The organism is Oerskovia sp. Root22 (assembly GCF_001429135.1).
In the GTDB taxonomy this organism is placed as follows: Bacteria; Actinomycetota; Actinomycetes; order Actinomycetales; family Cellulomonadaceae; genus Oerskovia; species Oerskovia enterophila.
This window is the reverse complement of sequence record NZ_LMIL01000013.1, coordinates 1-24858: the sequence shown is the minus strand read 5'-3', so window position 1 is coordinate 24858 and position 24858 is coordinate 1. Positions and strand designations below refer to the sequence as shown.

The following is a 24858-nucleotide window of genomic DNA, read 5'->3' as shown; positions in this document are numbered from 1 at the left end:
GCCCGTCGTGGGTGAACGCGGTCATGTGACCGGCAAGGAGCATCGTGACGGCAAGTGCCGTGTCTACGTTCGACGAGAACCGACTCGCCTCGGCTCCTTCGACCAGCGGCAGGCCTTCAGCAGCATCTTGCCCACAACGAGCTCCCCGCTCAGACTACGCGGACCTCAGCTTCATCGAGCGCCGCTAGCACACGGCTGGGGCCTTCGATCAGTCCGCACAGATTGCTCGTCCGCTGCGCCCACTGTTTGGGATCTTCCCCTTCGGCGAATGTGATTGCCCACGTGAACTTGCCGCGGAGATTGACCGGCAGCCGGTTTGCCAGGGACGCGCCGAGCTCACGGCCCAGGACAGCGCGCGGCGATGACGGCGGCAGAAACCGGCTCAGTTTGCCGGGCGCAGGTGCAGGGGTGTCCGAAGCGCCATCGAGGGACGCGACGGCGTCACGCACCCATTCGTCGTCCCAAGCATCGGGCAACGGTATGGCGACCTGCTGGACGCAATCGATCGCTTCCCGCCCCAGCGCGAGGGAGATCCGGCCAGGGTCCTCGTGGTAGTTCAGGTAACGGGCGACGTCGACGCCAGGAGGGCAGACCTCGGCCAGGCCGACGTCGCCCATGAAGTCGCTCGGGTCGATGAGCCAGTCCTTCCGAACCACGACGGACGACTTGAGGTGCACCCGATACAGGTAGAACTGACGCCCTTGGTCGGCCTGGTTACAGATCCGCCGCAGCATGTTGTGGACCGCGGCCTCGTACGTGCCAACGTGGAGAGCCTTCACGCACTGCCGTGCGGCCCACTGGGCGAACCGCTTGTCGCCGCCCATCCTCATCCGCGCCTCGGGTGTGAATTCCGCCGCAGGGTCGAAGTCCCTGGTTGGCCAGTCCGGCTGCGTGCTGGTGTGGTACCAGGACAACTGCGCAACCTTGCCGTCGACCAGCGCGACGTCACTGGCGTCAACCGTCACCCGAGGCGAGTCCTCGTGTTCACAAGTGGTTCCGCATCCCGGACACATCTCCTTTGCCTGGTCCCACCGATCAATCCAGTCCAGGTCGACCGCCCACTGGTGCCTGCAAATCGCGCACAGCATCTGCCGCTCGCGCAAGAAGTTGATCTGTCGTTCCATGGCTCCATTCTCCGCAGGCGATCGACCAGACTCGAGGCGCAGGACCAAGCACGGTGAGGGTCTCATCCCAAGGGCATCGCAATCGCCACCGACCCGCGCATGCGCCAGCACTAGCCCCGACAGCCCCAATGACGGCGATACAAGACAAACGGAAGAACGTACAAACCAGGCTGCATCTCGACAGCATCCGAGCCGTTCCTGGCGTCGACTTCAGTTGGGCTTCTCGACACAGGTGGTGACGATCGTCGGCGCGGCCCGTCACGGGTGGCCCACCGCCCCCGGTTGAGGACTTCATCGCCTACGAAACGTATCTGGAGGATTACGAAAACTAGGCTGCACGTCGACACAACAGCAGCGGGCTAGACCTGCATGTCCACGAACCGCGCGTAGTGCCCCTGGAACGCCACGGTGATCGTGTCGGTCGGGCCGTTACGGTGCTTGGCCACGATCAGGTCTGCCTCGCCCGCTCGCGGGGACTCCTTCTCGTACGCGTCCTCACGGTGCAGAAGGATGACCATGTCGGCATCCTGCTCGATCGAGCCGGATTCGCGCAAATCAGACATAGCAGGCTTCTTGTCCGTACGCTGCTCAGCGCCACGGTTCAGCTGCGAGATCGCGATGACCGGCACCTCGAGCTCCTTCGCGAGGAGCTTGAGCGCACGGGAGAACTCCGAGACCTCCTGCTGGCGGGACTCGACGCGCTTGCCCGACGTCATGAGCTGGAGGTAGTCGATCACGACGAGCTTGAGGTCGTGCTTCTGCTTGAGCCGGCGGCACTTGGCGCGGATCTCCATGAGCGACATGTTGGGCGAGTCGTCGATGAACAGCGGCGCCTCGGAGATCTTTCCCATGGTGCCGGCGAGCTTCTGCCAGTCGTCCTCGCCCATGGAGCCGTTGCGCATCTTCTGCAGGTGGATGCGGGCCTCGGCAGCCAACAGACGCATCGTGATCTCGTTGCGGCTCATCTCGAGCGAGAACACGACGGACGTCATGTTGTGCTTGATCGATGCCGACCTGACGATGTCGATTCCCAGCGTCGAGTTGTGCGTGGGGATCATCGCGCGGCTGGCCAGGTAGAGGTGCTCGGGGTGGTCGATCTCCACGCAGCGCACGGGTACGGGGTCGATGCGACGGACGTCGACGATGAAACGTGTCTTCAGACGCGGGGTCGAAGGGCGACGGCGCTCCTTGTGGACCAGCTTCTTCCGCTCGAGAGCGAAGACGTCGTCGTCGGTCGTGAACGTGATGGTGAAGGCGGTCGACGACTTCTCGGATCGTCCGTCCACCCGCTTCTCGGACCAACCCGTCCGGTACCCCAGGCTGTGGATCAGTTCGCGGACGCCTTCGGCAAGGCGCCGGTTCGTCAGGGAGATCTGGGGGCTTCCCGTGGGATTGACCGTGCCGTCCGTGTCCATGAGCCCTGCCAGCAGTTCGCGACGCTGCGTCTCGCTCGCCCGGAGGTAGTTGAGGGGGATGTGCTTGTCGTCCATCACGCCGAGCGTGCGAAGGATCCCGGCGACGGTCCCGCGAGCGTTGTGGCACTCCTGGCAGCGCCGAAGGCCGGTGCTGGGACGTCCGCAGTCCGGGCACGTCGGGGCAGGCATCTTCTCGGAGATGCCCTTCGACTTCCCTCCGCATGAACGCCCACAGCTCTTGACCTGAGTGGTCCGGGGCACGAACTCGACCCCGCAGACGACACAGTTCCGGGTGGCAACGGCCGGGGCCTCGGGAAGTTGGAGCGAGTAGAGGCGGGCGGGCCCCTCGAACTGTGTTCGCGCCTCGGCGACCAGCCCGAGCCCTTCGATGCGTACCGCGATCTCGGGGTCGGCGGACGTGAAGCGGGCTGACGCCGAGTGACCGTCGCCCAACCAGACGCCCAGGGCGTAGGGGTGCAGGGGGAGGTCCGCCTCGGGAAGAGCCAGCGCACCCGCAGTCGTCACGGCGTGGTTCGCGCGGCGATCGGCGGTTTCGCACCGCACTGTCGCTGCGATCTCCTCGGTGGTGCGGACGGTCTCCGTCAGCCCACTCTTCCGGCGCGAGGCTCTGGTGCTCGTGGACCACTCGTGCAGCGCATCGGCGACGATCGTCGTGCCGTCGTCGAACACGACCTCGTAGCACGGCCGGTCCGTGAGGATCTCAGTCGCGCGCACGACGGACGTCGGGGTGCCGTCCGCAGCGAGCAGCCGGTCACCGACCGCGACCTCACCCATGGTGGTCCATCCGGTCGGTGTCGGCAGGAGGGTGTCGAGCGCGAGCGCCTTCCCGATCGCCGGTCGTGCCGCGATCACGATCATCTGCCCGGGGTGCAGCCCGTTGGTCAGCCGGTCGAGGTCGGCGAAGCCCGTCGGCACCCCGACCATGCCCTCGCCGCGGTGCCCTGCGGCCTCGATCTCGTCGACCGTCCCGCCGATGACCTCGCCCAGCACGATGTAGTCCTCGGCCGTGCGGCGCTCGGTGACCGCATAGACCTCGGCCTGTGCGTTGTTGACCACGTCGTCGACGTCGCCGCCGTCGGTCGCGTAGCCCAGCTGGACGATCCTGGTCCCGGCCTCGACGAGGCGTCGCAGCACGGCGCGCTCGCGCACGATGCGCGCGTAGTAGCCCGCGTTCGCGGCGGTCGGCACCATGGCCATGAGGTCGTGGATGTAAGGCGCGCCACCGATCCTGCCCAGCTCGCCGCGGCGCGTGAGCTCGGCGACGACCGTGATGGCGTCCGCGGGCTCACCGCGTCCGTAGAGGTCGATGATGACGTCGTAGATCGACTCGTGCGCAGGCTTGTAGAAGTCGGTGCCGCGGATCTGCTCGATCACGTCCGCGATGGCGTCCTTGGACAGCAGCATGCCACCGAGCACGCTCTGCTCGGCGGCGATGTCCTGCGGCGGGGTGCGGTCGAACCCGGGACCGCCGCTGCCTGCGGGCGGTCCAAAGCTCGACTCGAGCTCGTCGATCGACATGCGGGCCCCTCACTCCCCCGGCACGGCCGGGTATCGTCCTGCGTCGCACGTCTGTTCTACTCCGGCCCACCGACACGCCTGCGCCCGCATCGTCGAGGGGTATCGCTGGTGGTGCACCGTCGACCGTTCGGAAGGCCCGAGCATGCGCGACTCAGCGACACTAGATCGCGCTCCCACAGCCCGCAAACGGCCCTGTTCACAGAGGTGTGGACAGCCTGTGGACAGAGGCCCCCATGCTGTTCACAGGCTTGTGGACAACCATGTGGACAAGTGACCAGTTTTCCCCTGTACAGCCCTGGGAGCAGCCAGTTCACTAGGCTCAGCCATGTGGACGAAGAAATTTCCGGCAACACGCCGCCGACACGCCAGCCCTCCCCCGGTCAGGGCGAGGACACCGGTCGTTCACCCCGTTCACCCGAGCACCGCCCCCAGGACACCCGGGAGGCATCGGCCGCCGCGCAGTCACCTGGTTCGTCCACAGGGCCTGTGGAGACACCTGCCGGGTCCCCGCCCCAGCCTCCCAGCCGTCGCCTCATCGACAAGCAGATCCTGGCCCTCGCGGTCCCGGCCCTGGGGGCGCTCGTCGCGGAGCCGATCTTCGTGCTCGTGGACAGCGCCGTCGTCGGGCACCTGGGGACCGCGCAGCTCGCCGGGCTCTCCCTCGCGTCCACGGTCCTCCTGACCCTCGTCGGCCTGTGCGTGTTCCTCGCGTACGCGACTACCGCGGCCGTGGCCCGGCGCATCGGCGCGGGGCACCGGCGCGAGGCGCTCCAGTCCGGTATCGACGGCATGTGGCTCGCGCTCGGGCTGGGCCTCGTGCTCGCCGCCGCCCTGTGGTTCGGCGGCGGCTGGGCGATCGGCGCGATGGGCGGCACGGGCGAGGTCGCGCACCACGCCCTGGTGTACCTGCGGTGGTCGGGCCTGGGCCTGCCCGGCATGCTCGTCGTCCTGGCCTCCACGGGCGTGCTGCGCGGCCTCCAGGACACCCGCACGCCCCTCTACGTCGCCGCCGGTGGCGCGACGTTCAACGCGATCCTCAACGTCGTGCTCGTGTACGGCGTGGGCCTCGGCATCGCCGGCTCGGGGATCGGGACCGCCGTCGCCCAATTGACCATGGGCGCGGTGCTCGGCGTCGTCGTCGTGCGCGGTGCCCGACGCGAGGGCGCCTCGCTGCGCCCCGCCGCGGGCGGCATCTGGTCCAACGCGCGCGCGGGTGCGCCGCTGTTCGTCCGCACGCTCTCGCTGCGCCTCGCGATCCTCCTGACGGTCTTCGTCGCGACGGGCCTGGGCGAGGTCACGCTCGCGGGCTACCAGGTGGTCGCGTCGGTGTGGGGTCTCGCGGCGTTCGCGCTCGACGCCCTCGCGATCGCGGCGCAGGCCCTCGTGGGGCACGGCCTGGGCGCCGGGGACCGGTCGCACGTGCGCTCGGTCCTGCGCCGCACGCTCCAGTGGGGCGTCGCGGCAGGAGCGCTGCTCGGTCTGGTCATGGCCGTGGGCGGGTGGTGGTTCGCGCTGTTCTTCACGTCCGACCCCGACGTCCGCACCGCCGTCGCGCTCGGCATGGCCGTGTGCGGGTTGCTGCTGCCCATGGCGGGGTGGGTGTTCGTCCTGGACGGGGTGCTCATCGGGGCCGGGGACGGCCGCTACCTCGCGTGGGCCGGCATGCTCACGTTCGTCGTGTACGTGCCGTTCGCGCTGGCGGTCCGTGAGCTCGCGCCCGACGGCGCCGCGGGCCTCGCGTGGCTGTGGGCGGCCTTCGCAGGGGTCTTCATGGCGGCGCGCGCACTCACCACGGGCCTCAGGGCGCGCGGCGACCGGTGGATGGTCACGGGGGCCTGAGGAGGCCTGCCTCGGGAACGCCGACGGCCCGGCCCCCTCCGCAGAGGGGACCGGGCCGTCGGGTGAGATCTCCGATCCATCCATCCCTCACGGGACAGGGGCGATCAGTCGATCAGGCAGCCACCACGTTGACCGCGATGTTCGCCGAGACCTCGGCGTGCAGGCGGATGGTGACCGTGTACGAACCGGTCGACTTGATCGGCTGGCCGATCTCGATCTTGCGCTTGTCGACGGACGGGCCGCCGACGGCCTTGACGGCCTCGGCGATGTCACCGGTGGTGACCGCGCCGAACAGACGGCCGCCCTGGCCCGCCTTGGCCTTCACGACGACAGGCTTCGACTGCAGCGAGTCGCGCGTCGCCTTGGCCTCGTCGAGCGTCGCGATCTCGCGAGCCTTGCGTGCCTTGCGGATCGCAGAGATCTGCGACTCGGCACCCTTGGACCACCCGGTCGCCAGACCACGGGGCACGAGGAAGTTACGGGCGTACCCGTCCTTGACCTCGACCACGTCGCCGGGCTCGCCCAGGCCGGTGACCTCGTGGGTCAGAATGAGCTTTGCCATGTTCTATCCCCTCTCGATCAGCGTGCGGACGACGAGTACGGCAGGAGTGCCATCTCGCGGGCGTTCTTGACGGCACGTGCGATCTGACGCTGCTCCTGGACGGAGACGCCGGTCACGCGACGGGCACGGATCTTCCCGCGGTCGGAGATGAACTTCCGCAGCAGGGTCGTGTCCTTGTAGTCGACCGACTCGATCTTCGCCGACTTCAGGGGGTTGGACTTCTTCTTGGGCTTGCGCACCACTGGCTTCGCCATGGTGTTGCTCCTTCACAAGGTGCTATCCCCGGCCGGGGCGAGTGCCGTCGTCGGGCACCTGCCCTGCCGGGAAGGGTTTGTCTGGGGTGAGCGGTGACTAGAAGGGGGGCTCGTCCGAGAACGAGGCACCACCCGACGACGCGGGGCCAGCCGTGGCCCATGGGTCGTCGTTGCTCTGCTGGCCACCGCCGGAAGCGCTGAATCCGCCGCCGCCGCTCGAAGCGCCGCCGCCGCCGAAACCGCCGCCACCACCGAAGTTGCCGCCACCCGAGCGCTGGGCCCGGGTGACCTTCGCGGAGGCGTACTTCAGGGAAGGACCGATCTCCTCCACCTGCAGCTCGACGACCGTGCGCTTCTCCCCCTCGCGGGTCTCGTACGAACGCTGGACCAGACGGCCCTGAACGATGACGCGCATGCCCTTGGTCAAGGACTCGGCGACGTTCTCCGCGGCCTCACGCCAGATCGAGCAGCGCATGAACAGCGTGTCGCCGTCCTTCCACTCGTTGCTCTGGCGGTCGAAGGTGCGCGGCGTGGACGCCACGGTGAAGTTGGCGACGGCAGCCCCCGCGGGGGTGAAGCGAAGCTCCGGGTCCCCGGTCAGGTTCCCGACCACCGTGATGACGGTTTCACCAGCCATGCCAGCTCCTCATTGTTCGTTACGTATCGAAGACTCTTCGAAGGGGATGACCCCCGTCCGCGGACATCCCACCACGTGCCACTGACGCTGTCCTGGGGACGCGCAGCGCACCGGAGGTGCCACGAGGGAAGTCAGAAGTGCGGGGTGATCAGCGAGCGTCGGTGCGCAGGACCTTCGTGCGCAGGACGACCTCGTTGAGGCCGAGCTGACGGTCCAGCTCCTTGGCCGTGTCCGACGTCGCGGTGAAGTCGACGACGGCGTAGATGCCCTCGGACTTCTTGTTGATCTCGAAGGACAGGCGGCGACGGCCCCAGATGTCCACCTTGTCGACAGTGCCACCGTCGGTCTTGATCACCGTCAGGTACTTGTCGAGCGACGGAGCAACGGTGCGCTCCTCGATCTCGGGGTCGAGGATGATCATCAATTCGTACTGACGCATGCGGTTAACCCACCTCCTGCGGACTCAGCGGTCACGGTATCTCCGTGACAGGAGGGTTGTGCGTCGCTGTGAGGTCACCGTGCTGATGGCAGCACAGATCGAGACACAGCAAGTTCCCAAGGTACCCGGTCGGGACCGGGCTCGGGAAATCTGTGGGGGTGACGTCGGTCGCTACCCGCCGTTGTTGCCGTTCCCGTTGCCGTTCCCGTTGCCGCTGCCCGGGTTCCCGCCACCTTCCGGTGGCGTGGTCGGCGGCGGGGTGCTGGGTTCGGGTTCGGGGTCGGGCTTGGGCTTGGGGTCCGGCCCCTTGGACAGGACGACCGTGACGGTCTTGCCCGTCTCGACCTGCTGGCCGGATCCGCCGACCCTGAGCACCACGCCGGGGGCGACGTCGGCCGAGTACTCCTCGGTGAACGAGACCTTGAGCCCCATGCCCTCGAGCACGGCCTTGGCATCCGCCTTGGACCTGCCGGTGAGGTCGGTCGGAACCGTCACGGTGGTCGGCGCGACAGGTTCCTCCGGCTCGACCGGCTCCTCGATCGCGGGCTCCGTGGGTTCCTCGGTCGGCGTCGGAGAAGGCTTGACCTTCTTCATCGTGTACTCGGGGAAGTCCTGGACCTCGGCGTACTGGGGCAGCGCGAGGACGCCCTCCATGTAGGAGGTCCAGGCGTCGACGGGCCACGTACCGCCCGTGATCGACCTCTTGTAGTACTTGCCGAACGGGGTGATCTGCTCCTGGACCCCAGTTTCCTTGTTGTCCTGGTAGAGCCCGACGACCGTCGCCAGCTGCGGGACGTACCCCGCGAACCAGGCCGACTTGTTGTCGTTCGACGTACCGGTCTTGCCCGCGACGGGACGGTTCAACGCCTTGGCCGGGGCACCGGAGGCCCCCTTCGCCTCGACGACCTGGGTCATGGCGTAGGTCGTCGCGGCCATGACGTCGGCATCGAAGACCCGGTCGTTGCGGCCCGGTGGGTCGTAGGTCTCGGCGCCCGTGCCCAGCCGCTTGACCGACTGGACCACGTGCGGCGTCGACTCGAAGCCCTGCGCGGCGAACGTCGCGTAGGCGTGCGCGATGTCGATCGGGTGGACCGACGCGGTACCCAGCACGTTCGACGGGACGGCCTTGAGGTCCATGGTGTCCGCGGGGATCCCGGCCTTGACTGCCGCGTCGACCGTCGCCTGCGGGCCGACCTCCATGTTCAGGGCTGCGTAGACCGTGTTGACAGAGTTCGCGGTCGCGGTCGCCAGGTCGATCTGGCCGAAGGGCTGGTCGCCGAAGTTCTTGACTCCCTGGCCCTTGTCGTAGAAGCCGGGCACCTCCACGTCGTTGTTGCCGTCGTACGTCGCCGACAGGTCGATTCCCTGCTCGAGGGCCGCGACGAGCGTGAACGGCTTGAACGTCGAGCCGGCCTGCGCCACACCACGCGTCGCGGAGTTGTACTGGTCGCTGAGGAAGTCGCTGCCGCCGTAGACGGCCCGCACTGCACCGTCCGCCGGGTCGATCGAGACGATGGACGGCTTGAGCCATCCGGAAGCCGCATGGTCGCCCTCGCGCGGGATGCTCTCCGCGGTCGCGACCGCGAGGTCCTGCATGGTCTTGTCGATCGTCGTGACGATCGTGAAGCCCTTGGTGTCGAGGTCTCCGTCGCCGTAGCCGTTGGCCTCGAGCTCACGCCTCACCAGGTCCAGGAGGTAGCCGGCCTGCCCACCCTTGGAGTTGGTCGCGGCCTTCTCCTTGATGTCGGCCGGGAAGGCCGCCTCGGCCTTCTCCGCCGCCGTGATGTGCCCGTCCTTGGCCATCCGGTTGATCACACGCTGCCACTTCTCCTGCGTGATGTCGGGGTTGTTGGCCGGGTCGTAGACCGTCGGGTTGGGGATGATCGCGGTGATCATCGCCGCCTGGGAGATGGTCAGCTCCGAGGCGGGGATACCGAAGTACGCCTGCGCGGCGGCCTCGATCCCGTGCGCCCCGCGGCCGAAGTAGATCGTGTTGAGGTAGTTCCCGAGGATCTCCTCCTTGGGCTGCTCCTGCGTGAGCCGCAGCGCGAGCATCGCCTCCCGGAACTTCCCCACGTAGTCGGAGACCGTCGCGCCGGCGTAGTAGCGCTCCGCGTACTGCTGGGTGATGGTCGAGGCACCCTGGGTGCTCCCGCCCTTGAGGTTGTTCACCATCGCGCGAGCGATGCCCTTGAGGTCGATCCCCGAGTTCGTCCAGAACGAGCTGTCCTCGGACGCGACCACGGAGTTGCCGACGTAGTCCGGGAGCGTGGCGTAGTCGACGATGACACGGTTCTCCTCCTGGAAGGTCCCGATCTCCGTGACGCCGTCGGCGTAGTACACCGTGGTCTTCTGGTTCTGCACCGCATAGGCGGGGTCCTTGGGGACCGAGGTCGTCGCGTAGGCGGCGATGACGATGCCGGCAACGAGCGCGGTCCCTGTGAGGAAGGTCCCGAGCAGCACGCGCCAGGACGGCAGCCAGCGACGGAAGCTCTTGACGTGGGAACGGGGGTAGTTGAAGAAGCGGCGCTTGCGCGCCGAGGTGCCCGTGCGCGCCGTGCTGCCCGCACGCGCCGTGCCCTTCGTCTGCCTCGCGGAGCTCGCCACGGTTCACCTTCCTCTGGGGGTCTGTACCGGTCAGGACCTGTTCCGCGCCGCCGCCCGGGAGAGGGCGCGCCAGGCGCAGAGCATGCATCAGACCACCCTGAACAATAGGGCGTCCTCCCGTGAGGACAAGGCCCTCCGGGGCCTGGTCCGCCATTGTTTCGCCACAGCCACGCCGCAGGTCCCCCAGTCCTTCACATCTGCTCGAGGGCGTGACATATTGCGCGGTACCGCGAATACACCTAACCTGTCGATGTATCGACTCGATACATCGAGTAGTCGAACCACGCCAGATCCGCCCTCCGCGGTGACAGCCGGACCGAGGAGGAGGTGTCATGGCACGCAGCCGTTCCGACGTGCTGGAGACCGCGATCCTCGGCCTCCTGAACGAGTCCCCGCTCCACGGGTACGAGCTCCGCAAGCGGCTCAACCTGCTGCTCGGGTCGTTCCGGGCGTTCTCCTACGGTTCGCTCTACCCGGCGCTCAAGGCGATGGTCACGCACGGCTACATCGTCGGCACCGAGTCCCCCACCACCCCTCCCCACGCGTTGTCGGGCAAGCGGGCACGCATCGTGTACCAGCTGACCGCCGAGGGCAAGGAACGTCTTCAGACGGTCCTCGCGACCTCGGGACCGGCGGCCTGGGAGGACGAGAGCTTCGACGTCCGGTTCGCGTTCTTCGCGCAGACCGACGCCGAGACCCGGCTCCGCATCCTCGAGGGTCGGCGCAGCCGGCTCACCGAGAGGTTGGAGTCGGTCAAGGAGTCCGCCGCGCGCACACGTGAGCGGCTGGACGAATACACCCTCGAGCTGCAGCGTCACGGCCTGGAACAGGTCGAGCGTGAGGTTCGGTGGCTCGACGGACTGATCACGACCGAGCGCGACCGTCGTCGCACCCGGCCGTCGAGCGGCCCTGAGAACCGTCACGGGCAAGACAACCACTAACTACGAAGCCGTCGGCGCGCAGCGCCCCCGGCACTGACAGCAAGGAGCGAGGATGTCCTCCATCCGCGTCGCCATCGTTGGCGTCGGAAACTGCGCATCTTCCCTGGTCCAGGGCGTGCACTACTACCGCGATGCTGACCCGAGCAGCACCGTGCCCGGACTGATGCACGTGCAGTTCGGTGACTACCACGTGTCCGACCTGGAGTTCGTCGCCGCTTTCGACGTCGACGCCAAGAAGGTCGGCTTCGACCTCTCGGAGGCCATCCACGCCTCGGAGAACAACACCATCAAGATCGCGGACGTCCCGCCGCTGGGCGTGCCCGTCCAGCGCGGTGTGACGAACGACGGTCTCGGCAAGTACTACCGCGAGACCATCGAGGAGTCGGACGCCGAGCCGGTCGACATCGTCGCCGCGCTCAAGGAGTCGGGCGCCGACGTGCTCGTCTGCTACCTGCCCGTCGGTTCGGAGATCGCTGCGAAGTACTACGCGCAGTGCGCGATCGACGCGGGTGTCGCGTTCGTCAACGCCCTGCCGGTCTTCATCGCGTCGGACCCCGAGTGGGCTGCGAAGTTCGAGGCCGCGGGCGTCCCGATCGTCGGCGACGACATCAAGTCGCAGGTCGGCGCGACCATCACGCACCGCGTGCTCGCGAAGCTCTTCGAGGACCGCGGCGTGGTCCTGGACCGCACGTACCAGCTGAACGTCGGTGGCAACATGGACTTCAAGAACATGCTGGAGCGCACGCGCCTCGAGTCCAAGAAGATCTCGAAGACGCAGGCCGTGACGTCGAACCTCGAGGGTCCCCTCGGTGGCAAGACCGAGGACCGCAACGTCCACATCGGCCCGTCGGACTACGTCGCCTGGCTCGACGACCGCAAGTGGGCGTACGTCCGCCTCGAGGGTCGTGCGTTCGGCGAGGTGCCCCTGAACCTGGAGTACAAGCTCGAGGTCTGGGACTCCCCCAACTCGGCCGGCATCATCATCGACGCCGTCCGCGCTGCGAAGATCGCCAAGGACCGTGGCGTCGGTGGCCCGATCCTCTCGGCGTCGACGTACTTCATGAAGTCCCCGCCGGTCCAGATGGAGGACACGAAGGGCCGTGCGGCTCTGGAGGCCTTCATCTCCGGCGAGAACGAGCGCTGATCCGTAGCGAGCTTGCGAGTGCAGGACCAGCGCGACCAGAAGTACCTGCGCTGATCCGTAGCGAGCCCGCGAGTGCAGGACCAGCGCGACCGTAGGAACCTGCGCTGATCCGTAGCACCCGCCGAGTTGTCAGAACCAGCCCGGGCGATACCCCGCCCTGCTTCTGACGACCGAGCGAAGAGGGTCCGGAACCTGAGGGTTCCGGACCCTCTTCGCATGCCCGACGCGGAGCGCACCACCCCGTTCGGCCCCGGCAACCCGCCGGCTGAGTTGTCAGAACCACCCCGGGCCATGCCCCGCCCGGCGTCTGACAACCCCCGAGCCCCGGGGGGAGGCCCGCCGTCGAGCCGTCCCGGGGTGAGGTCCGCTCCCACCACCGCATACCCTGAACCGGTGGGTGTGATCTCGGAACTCGGCGTCCTGCTTCGGCTGCGCGACTTCAGGAAGCTCTTCGCCGTCCGGCTGGTCAGCCAGGCGGGCGACGGCATGTTCCAGGTCGGGTTGGCGTCGCTCCTCTTCTTCTCCCCGGAGTCCCAGGGCACGGCGGCGTCGATCGCCGCGGCGTTCGCGGTGATGCTGGCCCCGTTCACGATCGTCGGGCCGTTCGCGGGGGTCTTCCTGGACCGGTGGAGCCGACGCCAGGTGCTGGTGTGGGGCAACGCGGTGCGCGTGGTCCTGACGGCGGCCACGGCGGTCCTCATGCTGACGTCGGGCGTCACGCCGTGGATCTACGTCCTGGCGCTCGCGACGCTCTCGGTCAACCGGTTCCTGCTCGCGGGCCTGTCGGCGGGCCTGCCGCGGGTGGTCGACGGCCCGCTGCTGCTCACGGCGAACTCCCTGACCCCGTCCCTCGGTGCCGCGGCGGCCTTCGTCGGCGGGGGCATCGGCTTCCTGCTGAGCCTGTTGTTCGAGCCGGGCCGGGTCAAGGACTCGGTCGCGCTGATGTGCGCGGCACTCGTGTTCGGGGCGGCGTCGGCGCTCGCGCTGCGCATGTCGCGCGGGCTGCTGGGGCCGGACGAGCCGGCCGAGGCCGCGATCACGACAGAGATCGCGAAGGTCGCGCGCGGCCTCGCGGACGGCGCGCGCTATCTCGCAGCGCGGCGCACGCCGGGTCAGGCCCTCATGGTCATGGCGACGCACCGCTTCCTGTACGGGGTCACGTTCATCGCGTCGATCCTCATCTCGCGCAACCTGCTGTCGGACCCGGGCAACGCGAACGCGGGGCTCGCGACGTTCGCGACGGTCGTCGGGCTCACGGGGGTGGGTGGCGCGCTCGCCGTCGTGCTGACCCCGACCCTGTCGCGCTACACGGGGCCGCACCTGTGGATCGCGCTCATGCTGGGCCTGGCCTCGGCGAGCCAGCTCCTGCTCGTCACGACACCGTCGCGCACGGTCGTGTACGCGGGGGCGCTGCTGCTGGGGCTCGCGGCCCAGGCGACCAAGATCGCGGTGGACACGATCGTCCAGCGTGACACCGCGGACGCCTTCCGGGGCAGGGCCTTCGCGTTCTACGACGTCCTGTACAACGCGGCGTTCGTGGGGGCGGCGGCCCTGGCCGCGTTCACGCTCCCGGACACGGGCTACTCGCGTCCGGTCTTCGTGGTCCTCGCGCTCGCGTACGCGGCAGCGGCGGTGGTCTTCGGCCGGTTCGGGGCACGCCGCCCGGCGGAGCCCGACGGCGCGGCTCACCTCCCGCGCGCGGCCGTCGGCGAGTAGCGCGTGGGGTGAGGTCGCTCACCCCGGATCCCTGCCCGCGCCGACGCGTGCCGTGAGACCGGCGCCGTGCCGGGCCTCGCGACGCGGTCGGCGTCGTCGTCGTCGGACGACCGATGAGTCCTGCCCGGAAAAGGAGTCGTCAGGGTCGCGGGGAATAACTCAGGATGGTTGAGCGTCGTTTCTCGTAGGGCGTACGACTTCTCGACCCGACGCTCCCCACCTCCCTCGCTGTGCTCCCCCGGGCCGCGCGGGCGCGCACCGACCCCACAGGAGAGCCATGCAGGTACCTCAGAGCACCGCCCCGTCCTTACCCACCTCCGACAAGCTCTCGCGCGAGAACTTCCTCGTGATCGCGCTCCTGCTCGTCTCGGCGTCGGTCGTCATCCTCAACGAGACGACCATGGGCGTCGCCCTGCCGCACCTCATGGCGGAGATGCACATCTCCGCGACCACGGGCCAGTGGCTCACGACGGCCTTCATGCTCACCATGGCGATCGTCATCCCCGCGACCGGCTTCCTGCTGCAGCGCTTGGGGACCCGCGGCGCGTTCCTGCTCGCCATGTCGCTGTTCAGCACGGGCACGGCCCTCGCGGCGTTCGCACCCGGCTTCGGTTGGCTGCTCGGCGCGCGCGTGGTGCAGGCCTCGGGCACCGCGATCATGATGCCGCTGCTCATGACGACCATCATGACGCTCGTCCCCCCGACGGCCCGTGGCCGGATCATGGGCAACGTCGCGATCGTCATGGCGGCCGCTCCCGCCCTGGGCCCCACGCTGTCCGGTCTGATCCTCGACACCCTGAGCTGGCGCTGGATCTTCGGCCTGGTCCTGCCGGTCGCCCTCGTGGCGCTCGTCGTCGGCGCGAAGTACGTCAAGGACTCGGCCGACCGGACGCACACGCGACTCGACCCGCTCTCGCTCGTCCTCGCGGCCCTCGCGTTCGGCGGTCTGGTCTACGGCCTGTCCAACCTGGGTGAGGCCGCGCGCGCCACGCCGGTCGTCCCCGTGTGGATCCCGCTCGTCGTCGGACCCGTGTTCCTGGTCCTGTTCGTCGCACGTCAGCTCGTCCTCCAGCGTCGCGACGCGGCGCTGCTCGACCTGCGCGTCTTCTCCTCGCGCGGCTTCACGGTGTCGCTCGGGATCATGGCGGTCAGCATGATCGCGCTGTTCGGCTCGATCATCCTGCTGCCGCTGTACCTGCAGAACTCGCTGGGCATGGACCCCTTGTACACGGGGCTGCTCGTGCTGCCGGGTGGTCTGCTCATGGGTCTGCTGGGTCCCACGGTCGGACGCCTGTACGACCGCGTCGGACCCCGTCCCCTCGTCCTGCCGGGCCTGGTCGCGGTCACGGTGTCGCTCGCCGCGCTGTCGACCGTGGGCGCGAGCACGTCGCCCTGGTTCGTCCTGGGCGCGCACGTCGTGCTGAGCCTGGGCCTGGCGTTCGTGTTCACACCGCTGTTCACGGGGGCGCTCTCGGCGCTCAAGCCGTCGCTGTACTCGCACGGCAGCGCGATGATCGGCACGGTCCAGCAGCTCGCGGGCGCGGCCGGGACGGCGCTGTTCGTCGCGGTCATGACGTCGCGCTCGGTCGCGCTGGCCGCTGAGGGCGCGAGCGAGCAGGTCGCCCTCGCGGAGGGCGTGAGCTCGGCGTTCGTCTGGGGCGCGGCGGTCACGCTGGTCGCGGTCGCGCTGACGTTCCTGCTGCGCAGGCCGGCTGCGGTCGAGACGTCCCCCGTCCTGCCCGACGCCGTCGCGCCCGCCACGCTCGACGCTCCCGTCCTCGAGAGCGTCGGGGAGGCGCCCGAGCGCCGCTGACGCGGCCGACGGCACGCGAGCGGAAGTACGCACGAAGGGCGGGCACCGAGGTGCCCGCCCTTCGTCGTTCCCGGCCTTCGAGGTGGCCCGCGGTCGACCGGCCGACCGCGGGAGCCGACCAGCACCTCGGCCGGCGTCAGCCCGCGGCCGGGCTCGCGCTCACTGCTCGCGGGCCGCCCACCAGGCGAGCAGCTCCTCGCGCGCGACGTCCTCGCCGAGCGGGCCACGGTCGAGCCGCAGCTCGAGCAGGAACTTGTAGGCCTGGCCCACCTCGGGGCCGGGAGCGATCCCCAGGGTCGCCATGATCTGCTGCCCGTCGAGGTCGGGACGGATCGAGGCCAGCTCCTCCTCGCCCCGCAGCCGCTCGATGCGCTGCTCCAGGTCGGTGTACGCGTCCGAGAGGCGCTGCGCCTTGCGCTTGTTGCGCGTGGTCGAGTCGGCCCGGGTCAGGCGGTGGAGCCGCTCGAGCAGAGGGCCGGCGTCCGTGACGTACCGTCGCACCGCGGAGTCGGTCCACTCGCCCTCGCCGTACCCGTGGAAGCGCAGGTGCAGCTCGACGAGCCGCGAGACGTCCTTGACCGTGTCCTTGTCGAAGCGCAGGGCCTTGAGCCGCTTGGCGGTGAGCTTGGCCCCCACCACCTCGTGGTGGTGGAAGCTGACCCCGCCCCCGGACTCGAAGCGCCGCGTGGCGGGCTTGCCGATGTCGTGCAGGAGCGACGCGAGCCGCAGGACGAGGTCCGGGGCCGGCACCGCGCCGTCGGGCCCCGTCTCCTGCGCGATCGCCTGCTCGAGCACCGTCAACGAGTGCTGGTAGACGTCCTTGTGCCGGTGGTGCTCGTCGATCTCGAGGCGCAGCGCCGGGAGCTCGGGCAGGACGTGGTCCGCGAGCCCGGTCTCGACGAGCACCTCGAGCCCCTTGCGCGGCTCGTCCGACAGCAGCAGCTTGGTCAGCTCGTCGCGCACGCGCTCCGCGGAGACGATCTCGATGCGCGAGGCCATGCCGACGATCGCTGCGCGGGTCGCGGGCTCGACCTCGAACCCGAGCTGGGCGGCGAAGCGCGCTGCCCGCATCATGCGCAGCGGGTCGTCGTCGAACGAGCGCTCGGGGGCGATCGGGGTGCGCAGGACGCCCAGCGCCAGGTCCGCGAGGCCGTCGTGCGGGTCGACGAACAGCATCTCCGGTACCCGCACGGCCATCGCGTTGACCGTGAAGTCCCGCCGGGACAGGTCGCCGACGAGCGTGTCCCCGAACGCGACGAGCGGCTTGCGCGACGCCGGGTCGTACTCGTCGGTGCGGTAGGTCGTGACCTCGACCACCAGGTCACCCGTCCCCCGCGGGCTGCCCTTGGGCCCGAACCGCTTGGCGCCGATCGTGCCGAACTCCTTGCCGATGTCCCAGTGCGCGTCGCCCCACGCCGCGAGGAGCGCCTGGGTCTGGTCCGGGTCCGCCGAGGTCGCGAAGTCGAGGTCGTTGCTCGCGCGGCCGAGGAACGCGTCGCGGACCGGACCGCCCACGAGGGCGAGCTCGTGGCCTGCGGCGTGGAACAGCTCCCCGAGCTCGATCGCCGCGGGCGCCATCTCCGTCAGCACCGCCAGGGCGCGCCGGAGGAGCTCGAGCTGTTCGGGCGTGGTCGGCACCCCACGAGAACCCCCCGCTGGCTGCGCGGAAGGTTCGGGGACGGGGGCGTTCTGGGAAGGAGTCGGCACGACATCCAAGCGTGCCAGATCAGGCGCCGACTCCACACTCGGTAAAGTTGGGTCATGTCCACCCCAGCGCACTCTCCGGACCACCGCGGTGTCCCAGCACCGCCCGGTGGGCATGCGTTGCGGATCGACCCGGAGGCCGCGCGCGCAGCGACCCCGGCGCCCTCCCCGACCACACCGCTCCCCGTCGTCGAGGAGATCTCCGCAGGTGGACTCGTCGTCGACACGTTCGACGGCCTGTTCCGGGCCGCCGTCATCGCCCGCCGCAACCGGGGTGGACGCCTCGAGTGGTGCCTGCCCAAGGGCCACCTCGAGGGTGACGAGACGCCCGAGGAGGCCGCCGTCCGGGAGATCGCCGAGGAGACGGGGATCACGGGCGTGGTCCAGCTGCCGCTCGGGATCATCGACTACTGGTTCACGGGCGAGGACCGGCGCGTGCACAAGGTCGTCCATCACTTCCTGCTCAAGGCCACGGGCGGGCGCCTCACGGTCGAGGGCGACCCCGACGGCGAGGCCGAGGACGTCGCCTGGATCCCGTTCGAGGACCTTCCCGAGCGGTTGTCGTACCCGAACGAGCGGCGCCTCGCGGCCGTCGCGCACGACGTCCTCCGAGGTCGGCGCACGACAGCCCGCTTCCGGGGTACCGTGACTCGCACCGTCGTCCGTACCAGCCGGCCGGCACCCGACGACCCCCGGAACCCGACCGACCACTCATGACCTTCCACTCGCCCGTCGGCTCAGCCCGTGCATCGAGCCGTCGCCCCGCAGACTCCCCCGCGCCCTCGGCCGTCCCGCAGACTCGACCGCTCCTTCGGCCGTCCCCGGACGACCTGCGTACCGGTGCCAGGGCTTCCGGTCCTCGATCCCTGACCAGAAACCTCGTCGGCGGTCTCCTGACCGCAGCGCTCGCCCTCGCGCTCGTCGTCGTACCCTCCTCCCCCGGCAGTGCACGTGAGGCCACGGCGTCCGCTGCTGTCGGGACGAGCGGGGCGGCCGGGGCCGCGCCCGCGGTCGTCGACGAGCCGGGCGCGGTCTCGACCACGCTCGTCTCGATGACGCCCACCACGGTCGGTCCCGGGAGCACCGTCACGGTGGTCGCGCGCATCCACAACGGCACCGACGAGGTGCTGACGGCCCCCCGGGCCACGCTCGGCGTGAACTGGCGCCTCCTCGGCACCCGGTCCGCCCTGGCCACCTGGGCCGACGAACCCACCTCCAAGCGGTCCGCCGAGGCCATGGCGACCGAGGCCCTCGATCCGATCGCCCCGGGCCAGGAGGCGACCGTGACGTTCGACCTGGACACCGACGACTTCAACCTCGAACCGGGATCGACATGGGGGCCCCGGCCCCTCTCGATCACGGTCACGGACGGCTCCGCACGGCTCGACGTGCTGCGTACCTTCCTCCTGTGGGAGGACGCCGCGGCGCCGGCACCCGTCGGGCTGAGCCTCCTCGCCCCCGTGACCGGCCCTCCGCTGGGCCTCACCACGTCCCCGGACGCCGAGGGGCAGGAGCAGACGAGCGTCGACGTCGCGGCCGTGGACGGTGCGCTCGGTGCCGAGCAACCTCTGGGACACCTCCTCACCGCGACCGCGGGTCGCCCCGAGGTCGCCTGGGCGGTCGACCCGGCGCTGGTCGCCGCGGCGCGCACCTCGGCCGAGAGCTCGACCGCGGCGTGGGTGTCCGCCTTCGACGAGGCGTCCGCGGACCGATCGATCTTCGCGCTCCGCCCCTACGACCCGGACCCTGCGGCCTACGCACAGGTCGGGGCCGCGCTCCCCGCGCCGTCGGTCCCCCTGCCAGGAGGCTCGACGACGGATCCCTCCTGGCGCACCGACCTCACGCTCCCCGGCGACGAGGTCCCGGGCCGGGCGACCGTGCGCACGAGCGTGCAGGCCGGATCGCCCCTCGTCGTGGTCCGGGGCGACGGCCTGACCCCGGTGGACTCCGTGAGCTACACCCCGACCGGCCTGGCCACGGTCGAGACCGACGCGGGTCCCGCGACCGCTCTGGTGTCCGACGCCGCGCTCACCGAGGCGTTCTCGGCGGGCACCCGGGCCTCGGGAGCGGGTTCGACGGCGGACGCCACGCAGCGCCTCCTCGCGGAGACCGCAGTGATCGCCTCGGAGCGCCCTGCGGACTCCCGACACCTCCTGATCGCGCTCTCCCGTGGGTTCGACCCGGACCCTGCCGCCTTCGACGCCGTGCTCGACGCGCTCGACGCCGCCTCCTGGGTCACGCTCACCCCCGTCGACGATCTGCTGTCCGCACCGGTGCCGGACGTCGAGCGGAGCGCCCTCCCCGAGACCGACGGCGGCGAAGGGGTCCTGCCGGCACCCGAGATGTCGTCGCTCCAGCGGGCCCGCTCCGAGGTCTCGACGTTCTCCACGATCGCCACCGACCCGGCCGCGATCGTCCAGGAGGCCGAGCCCGCGCTCGTCGTGCCCACGGCCGTGGCGTACCGCGCGGCGCAGGACGAACGGACGGCCGCGGTGCAGGCGGCGATCGCCGACGCGGACCGCCTCCGCTCGTCGGTCGCCGTGGTCCGTCGCGGGTCGGGCGTCCTGCTCATCAACACGTCGGGCAACATCCCCGTGCGGGTGCAGAACACGCTCGACCAGGAGGTCACGGTCCAGGTCGCGCTCCGACCGGACAACGCGCGCCTCAAGGTCGTCTCGTTCCCCGTCGGCCCCATCCCGCCCGGGACCGAGGTGGACTTCAAGGTCCCGGTCCGGGCGTACGGCAGCGGCAACGTCCGCGTCGAGGTCGAGCTCCTCGCCGTCCCGTCCGGGACGGTCGTCGCTCCGTCCTCCGACTTCTCTGTCAGGGTGCGCGCCGACTGGGAGACCGTCGGCACCGCGGTGTTCGCCGGGCTGGTCGCCCTGCTCATGATCGGCGGCCTGTGGCGGACGATCCGGCGCGGGCGCTCCCCGCGCCGGGTCGCGGAGCTCACCCCCGCGTCCGGTGTGCCGACCGCTCAGGCCTCCGCGCCGCCGTCGGACACCTCGGCAGGGAGCGAGGAGTGAAGCACGCCCGCCCGAGCGGCACCCCGCGCAGGCCACGCCCCGTGCCCGACGACGCGGCGCCCGCCGCCGCCGGAGCGACGTCGTCCGCGCCCGACGGCACCCAGGACACCGAGGCAGGGACGACGACCGTGACCGGCACCAAGGGCGGCCTCGGCCGCAGCTCGATGCTCATGGCGTCCGGGACCGCGGTCTCGCGCATCCTGGGACTCGTCCGCAACGTCCTGCTCATCACCGCGATCGGGACCACGGGCCTCGCAGCCGACGCGTTCGACGTCGCGAACAAGATCCCCAACGTGCTCTTCGCGATCCTGGCGGGCGGTGTCCTCAACGCGGTCCTCGTCCCCCAGATCATCCGCGCGTTCCGCTCCAAGAACCCGCAGGAACGTCTCGACAAGCTGCTGACGCTGTCCGGGGTCCTGCTCCTGGGCCTGAGCCTGCTCCTGACGTCGGCGTCCACGATCATCGTGTCGCTGTACACCGACGGGTGGGGCTCCGCGCAGTTCTCGCTCGCGGTGGCGTTCGCGTTCTGGTGCATCCCCCAGCTGTTCTTCTACGGGCTGTACACGCTGCTCGGGCAGGTGCTCAACGCGCGCGGACAGTTCGGGCCGTTCATGTGGGCCCCCGTGGTCAACAACGTCGTGTCGATCGTCGGCTTCGTCGCGTTCATCCTGATCTACGGCCCGTACGCGACCGGCGCGGTCGAGGACCTCGGCACGTGGGACGGGGCCAAGATCGCGCTCCTCGCCGGGACGGCGACGCTGGGGGTCGCGTCCCAGGCCCTCATCCTGATCCTGCCCCTGTGGCGCTCCGGCTTCCGCTGGCACTTCCGCCTGGGCCTGCACGGGATCGGCCTGCGCTCGGCGGGCCAGGTCGCGATCTGGACGTTCGGTGCCGTGATCCTCGAGCAGATCGGCGTCCTGTTCACGACGCAGTTCGCCTCGAGCGCCCCTGCCGCCGCGCTGCGGCAGACGTTCGGCGACTACGCCTCCGAACCGGCCGCGCTCGGGGTGGTCACGGGCGTCGTGACGGGCGCGCCCGAGGCCTTCTCCGTCGCGGGCAACGCCGCCTACACCCAGGCGCTCATGATCTACCTGCTGCCCCACTCGCTCGTCACCGTGTCGATCGCCACCGCGCTGTTCACCGGCATGAGCGCGGCCGCCGGGGCCGGCGACTTCGCGCGCGTGCGTCACGACCTGTCGCGCGGCGTGCGGACGGTGGGCGTGTTCACGGTCTTCGCGACCGCGGTCTTCGCGATCCTCGCACTGCCGCTCACCAAGCTCCTGCTCATCAACGTCTCGCCGAGCGGGGCCGTCGCCGTCAGCCAGATCCTGGTCGCCATGGCCTTCGGCCTGGTGCCGCTCGGCGGCATGGTCCTCATGAAGTGGGTGTACTTCGCCTACGAGGACGGCAAGACCGTCTTCATGATCCAGGTCCCCGCGACCGTCGCGCTCGTGGGGATCGCGTGGCTCGCGACGCGCACGCTCGACCCCGTGTGGTGGGTCGTCGGCGTCGGTGCCGCGATGTCGCTGTCCAACATGATCGTCGTGCTCCTGCGGACCGCCGGCCTGCGGCGCAAGCTGCACGGGCTGGACGCCTTCCGGATCGTCCGGATGCACGTCAAGACCATCCTCGCCGCGGGAGCCAGCGCTGCGGTCGGATGGGGTGTACTTCAGCTCTTCGGTGACCTGTACGGACTGTCGTGGCTCCGCGCCGCGGTCGTCACGGTGGTTGTCGGGATCATCATGACCGCCGTGTACATCGGCGGTCTCAAGGCCATGCGGGTCCGTGAGCTCGACCAGCTCGCCGACCCCCTGCTCCGCAAGCTCGGGCGACGACGTCCGGCCGCGAGATAGAAGGCGCCCGTACCATGTGGGGGGAAGATGTCAACGGCAAGGAAGTTCGAGGTGGGCAGGTGACCGCAGCAGGACCCGGCACGACGCTGGTAGGGCGATACCTGCTGGCCGAACGACTGGCGAGCGACCTGGTCGACGTCACCGCCTGGTCCGCGCACGACTCGGTGCTCAACCGCACCGTGCGTGTCTCGCTCGTCACCGGGCAGCACGTCACCGAGGCGATCGACTCGGCACGACGCGCTGCGCTCGTCGCCGACCCCCGGCTGACACGTGTGCTCGACGTGGGGACCGACGACGGCATCGCCTACGTCATCACCGAGCCCTTCGCCGGCATCACGCTGTCAGAGGTCGTCGCGGGCGGGATCGTCGACGCCCAGCAGGCCCGAGTCATCGTCGGCGAGGCCGCTGCTGCGCTCGAGGTGGCACGGCGCCGCGGTGTCCACCACCTCGCGCTGCGCCCCGAGGCCGTCCGCGTCGACGGCAACAAGGTCCTCGTCACGGGCCTCGGTCTCGACGCCGGGATCAGCGGGCAGGACCAGCAGGATGCCGACGTCACCTCCCACCTCGACGCCGTCGGGCTCGTCGCGCTCCTCTACTACGCCATGACCGCGCGCTGGGCCGGGCCCAGTCTCGACGTGCCGTGGATCACCCCCGACTCCGTCCATCCCCTTCCGGCGCAGCGCGACGCCTCGGGCATCCTCCCGCTCGCGGCCGTGGTCCCCGGGGCGCCCGCCGACCTGTCCGAGCTCTGCGCGCAGGTCTTCGCCGACGCCGCGGCGCGTTCGGACGCATCGGGTGACGACACCGCCGCCGACGGCGACCGCCCGGCTCCCGCGACACCCGCCCAGATCGTCTCGGCCCTCGAGCCCTGGGGCACCCTCTCGGTGGTCGCCGCGCTCCCGACCTTCGTCCAGCGCCCCGCCCCGCAGCCCACCAACGGGGTGAGCAGGCAGTCGATCCGCAGCGCGTTCGACGTCCCGCTCTCGACCCCGCCGGGCACCCCGCCGCCCGCGGTACCGTTCCATCGTCCGGCCACGGGACGGATCCACCGGGTCCCCCTGAGCGGCGCATCGACGCTGCCCGACGGCGCGAGCTACCCGGCTCCCACCTACGCCGACTCCCCGGCTCCTGCGGCCTACGCCGCGGTCACGGCCGGGCCTCCCGCCGGCGGGTACCCGACGCAGCCGGCCGCCGCCGTGCCGCACCCGGTCTCCGCGGCGCAGCCCACGGTCAGCGTGCCGCCGCCTCCCCCGGCCGCCGCCCAACCTTCCGCCGGACAGACCGCGGCGGGCCCGCCGTCGGGCCCCTTCGCCACCACCCCCACCAAGAAGACCGGGTCCAAGAGCACCTGGATCATCATGCCGATCGTGCTGCTCCTCGTGATCGTCGCGGTCGTGTGGGGCGTCAAGTTCGGCCTCAGCGGGTTCGGTGACACCGCCTCGCCCAACGATGACAACGGGATCGAGCAGCCGAGCGGGTCCGACCCCTCGGAAGGCGGCACCGACGAGGAGCTGCCGGTCAACACCGATCCCCTCACGATCGCGAGCGGCGGGCTGCTCGACCCCGACGTGGCCGACCCCGGTGACGTCGGAGAGAAGCCCGAGGCAGTGCCCCTCGCGATCGACGGAGACCCGTCGACCTTCTGGTTCACGTACTCCTACAAGGACGGTGGCTTCGGCGGCCTCAAGTCGCGTACCGGCTACACCTTCTCGTTCAGGGAGCCGGAGACCGTCCAGCGGATCGTCCTGAGCACGAACAACACGGGCGGCCACGTCGAGGTCCGCGCCGTGACGCCCGCCGAGCCCAACGGTGGCGAGATCCTGGCTTCGGGAACCTTCTCGGAGACCGTCGAGCTCGAGCTCGACCCCGCCGCGAAGGGCACGACGTTCGTCCTGATGATCACCGAGCTGCCCCAGGCCCCCGACGGCGCGTACCGCGTCGAGCTCAACGAGATCACGGTCTACTGAACGGCTGACCAGCATCGACCGCCCTGCTGCGCTCCCCCGCGTCGGCGTGAGGGAGCGCAGCAGACCACCGACACCGGTGCCCTCGGAACAGAAGGACGCCCCTTGGCGTTGGACCCGGTGCACCACCCACCACTGAGGAGTACACGTGACGGAGAACAGCCCCACGACCGCGCCGCGGAACGTCATCATCGTGGGTTCGGGCCCCGCCGGGTACACGGCCGCCGTGTACGCCGCGCGCGCGGGCCTCGAACCCCTGGTCCTGGCCGGTTCCATCACGG

General features: G+C 70.1%; 18 protein-coding genes. 10 read left to right on the top strand and 8 right to left on the bottom strand.

The genetic code is table 11. From position 1 onward, the window contains the following. Nucleotides 1–149: 149 nt before the first annotated feature. Both ASE15_RS18860 and dnaB read right to left on the bottom strand, forming a co-directional pair. Nucleotides 150–1124: a hypothetical protein gene (locus ASE15_RS18860; RefSeq protein ID WP_056765074.1), complete on the bottom strand. Its 975-nt coding sequence runs from the start codon at nt 1122–1124 to the stop codon at nt 150–152. A gap of 359 nt (nt 1125–1483) precedes the next feature. Beyond that, on the bottom strand, nt 1484–4078 hold the full coding sequence (gene dnaB / locus ASE15_RS18855) for a replicative DNA helicase (RefSeq protein WP_056765071.1): 2595 nt from the start codon (nt 4076–4078) through the stop codon (nt 1484–1486). 486 nt (nt 4079–4564) lie between these two features. Between dnaB and ASE15_RS18850 the strand changes: the two genes are divergently transcribed. Then, nucleotides 4565–5917, top strand: coding sequence for an MATE family efflux transporter (locus ASE15_RS18850; protein WP_056654047.1), 1353 nt, complete (start codon nt 4565–4567; stop codon nt 5915–5917). Between the two features lie 112 nt (nt 5918–6029). On the opposite strand, the gene rplI is transcribed toward ASE15_RS18850, so the two are convergent. From rplI to ASE15_RS18825, 5 genes are all read right to left on the bottom strand, one after another. Beyond that, nucleotides 6030–6479: a 50S ribosomal protein L9 gene (rplI, locus tag ASE15_RS18845; RefSeq protein ID WP_056654042.1), complete on the bottom strand. Its 450-nt coding sequence runs from the start codon at nt 6477–6479 to the stop codon at nt 6030–6032. Nucleotides 6480–6496: 17 nt separating this feature from the next. Continuing rightward, nucleotides 6497–6733, bottom strand: a complete 237-nt coding sequence (rpsR, locus tag ASE15_RS18840) for a 30S ribosomal protein S18 (protein ID WP_030152654.1) — start codon at nt 6731–6733, stop codon at nt 6497–6499. Nucleotides 6734–6830: 97 nt separating this feature from the next. Next, a complete protein-coding gene (locus ASE15_RS18835) occupies nt 6831–7370 on the bottom strand; it encodes a single-stranded DNA-binding protein (RefSeq protein WP_056765068.1) in 540 nt (179 codons plus the stop codon). A gap of 148 nt (nt 7371–7518) precedes the next feature. After that, complete coding sequence (gene rpsF / locus ASE15_RS18830) at nt 7519–7809, bottom strand: 30S ribosomal protein S6 (RefSeq protein WP_056654034.1); 291 nt, start codon at nt 7807–7809, stop codon at nt 7519–7521. Nucleotides 7810–7980: 171 nt separating this feature from the next. Then, nucleotides 7981–10416, bottom strand: a complete 2436-nt coding sequence (locus ASE15_RS18825; protein WP_056765065.1) for a transglycosylase domain-containing protein — start codon at nt 10414–10416, stop codon at nt 7981–7983. 332 nt (nt 10417–10748) lie between these two features. On the opposite strand from ASE15_RS18825, the gene ASE15_RS18820 reads away from it, so the two are divergent. The 4 genes from ASE15_RS18820 (at nt 10749) to ASE15_RS18805 (ending at nt 16030) form a co-directional block, all read left to right on the top strand. Then, the gene (locus ASE15_RS18820) at nt 10749–11357 is read left to right on the top strand and encodes a PadR family transcriptional regulator (protein ID WP_056654029.1); all 609 of its coding nucleotides are present in this window, start codon (nt 10749–10751) and stop codon (nt 11355–11357) included. A 52-nt stretch (nt 11358–11409) separates the two neighbouring features. Then, nucleotides 11410–12501 (top strand): inositol-3-phosphate synthase, encoded by a 1092-nt coding sequence (locus tag ASE15_RS18815; RefSeq protein WP_056654026.1) that lies wholly within the window; start codon nt 11410–11412, stop codon nt 12499–12501. Nucleotides 12502–12894: 393 nt separating this feature from the next. Further along, nucleotides 12895–14217, top strand: a complete 1323-nt coding sequence (locus ASE15_RS18810) for an MFS transporter (RefSeq protein ID WP_056654024.1) — start codon at nt 12895–12897, stop codon at nt 14215–14217. Nucleotides 14218–14494: 277 nt separating this feature from the next. Then, the gene (locus ASE15_RS18805; protein WP_056654021.1) at nt 14495–16030 is read left to right on the top strand and encodes an MDR family MFS transporter; all 1536 of its coding nucleotides are present in this window, start codon (nt 14495–14497) and stop codon (nt 16028–16030) included. A gap of 159 nt (nt 16031–16189) precedes the next feature. Here the strand turns inward: ASE15_RS18805 and ASE15_RS18800 are convergent, their stop codons facing one another. Next, the gene (locus tag ASE15_RS18800; RefSeq protein ID WP_056765062.1) at nt 16190–17668 is read right to left on the bottom strand and encodes a CCA tRNA nucleotidyltransferase; all 1479 of its coding nucleotides are present in this window, start codon (nt 17666–17668) and stop codon (nt 16190–16192) included. 123 nt (nt 17669–17791) lie between these two features. Between ASE15_RS18800 and ASE15_RS18795 the strand changes: the two genes are divergently transcribed. The 5 genes from ASE15_RS18795 to ASE15_RS20990 form a co-directional block, all read left to right on the top strand. After that, a complete protein-coding gene (locus ASE15_RS18795) occupies nt 17792–18451 on the top strand; it encodes an NUDIX hydrolase (protein WP_082609125.1) in 660 nt (219 codons plus the stop codon). Further along, nucleotides 18448–20760 carry a DUF6049 family protein gene (locus tag ASE15_RS18790; RefSeq protein WP_056765059.1) on the top strand — a complete coding sequence of 771 codons (2313 nt, stop codon included), beginning with the start codon at nt 18448–18450 and terminating at the stop codon, nt 20758–20760. The genes ASE15_RS18795 and ASE15_RS18790 overlap by 4 nt, the downstream gene beginning before the upstream one ends. After that, nucleotides 20757–22613 (top strand): murein biosynthesis integral membrane protein MurJ, encoded by a 1857-nt coding sequence (gene murJ, locus ASE15_RS18785; protein WP_235534574.1) that lies wholly within the window; start codon nt 20757–20759, stop codon nt 22611–22613. The genes ASE15_RS18790 and murJ overlap by 4 nt, the downstream gene beginning before the upstream one ends. Nucleotides 22614–22672: 59 nt before the next feature. Continuing rightward, nucleotides 22673–24580, top strand: coding sequence for a protein kinase family protein (locus ASE15_RS18780; RefSeq protein ID WP_056765057.1), 1908 nt, complete (start codon nt 22673–22675; stop codon nt 24578–24580). Between the two features lie 145 nt (nt 24581–24725). Continuing rightward, nucleotides 24726–24858 (top strand): FAD-binding protein (locus tag ASE15_RS20990; RefSeq protein WP_157277284.1); only part of this gene is annotated, 133 nt, incomplete at its 3' end.

Coding starts and splice junctions, on each gene's coding strand:
- dnaB (WP_056765071.1), bottom strand. CDS start 4,078: ATGTCGATCGACGAGCTCGAGTCGAGCTTTGGACCGCCCGCAGGCAGC.
- rpsR (WP_030152654.1), bottom strand. CDS start 6,733: ATGGCGAAGCCAGTGGTGCGCAAGCCCAAGAAGAAGTCCAACCCCCTG.
- ASE15_RS18805 (WP_056654021.1), top strand. CDS start 14,495: ATGCAGGTACCTCAGAGCACCGCCCCGTCCTTACCCACCTCCGACAAG.
- ASE15_RS18790 (WP_056765059.1), top strand. CDS start 18,448: ATGACCTTCCACTCGCCCGTCGGCTCAGCCCGTGCATCGAGCCGTCGC.
- ASE15_RS18795 (WP_082609125.1), top strand. CDS start 17,792: ATGTCCACCCCAGCGCACTCTCCGGACCACCGCGGTGTCCCAGCACCG.
- rplI (WP_056654042.1), bottom strand. CDS start 6,479: ATGGCAAAGCTCATTCTGACCCACGAGGTCACCGGCCTGGGCGAGCCC.
- ASE15_RS18835 (WP_056765068.1), bottom strand. CDS start 7,370: ATGGCTGGTGAAACCGTCATCACGGTGGTCGGGAACCTGACCGGGGAC.
- ASE15_RS18860 (WP_056765074.1), bottom strand. CDS start 1,124: ATGGAACGACAGATCAACTTCTTGCGCGAGCGGCAGATGCTGTGCGCG.
- rpsF (WP_056654034.1), bottom strand. CDS start 7,809: ATGCGTCAGTACGAATTGATGATCATCCTCGACCCCGAGATCGAGGAG.
- ASE15_RS18820 (WP_056654029.1), top strand. CDS start 10,749: ATGGCACGCAGCCGTTCCGACGTGCTGGAGACCGCGATCCTCGGCCTC.
- ASE15_RS18815 (WP_056654026.1), top strand. CDS start 11,410: ATGTCCTCCATCCGCGTCGCCATCGTTGGCGTCGGAAACTGCGCATCT.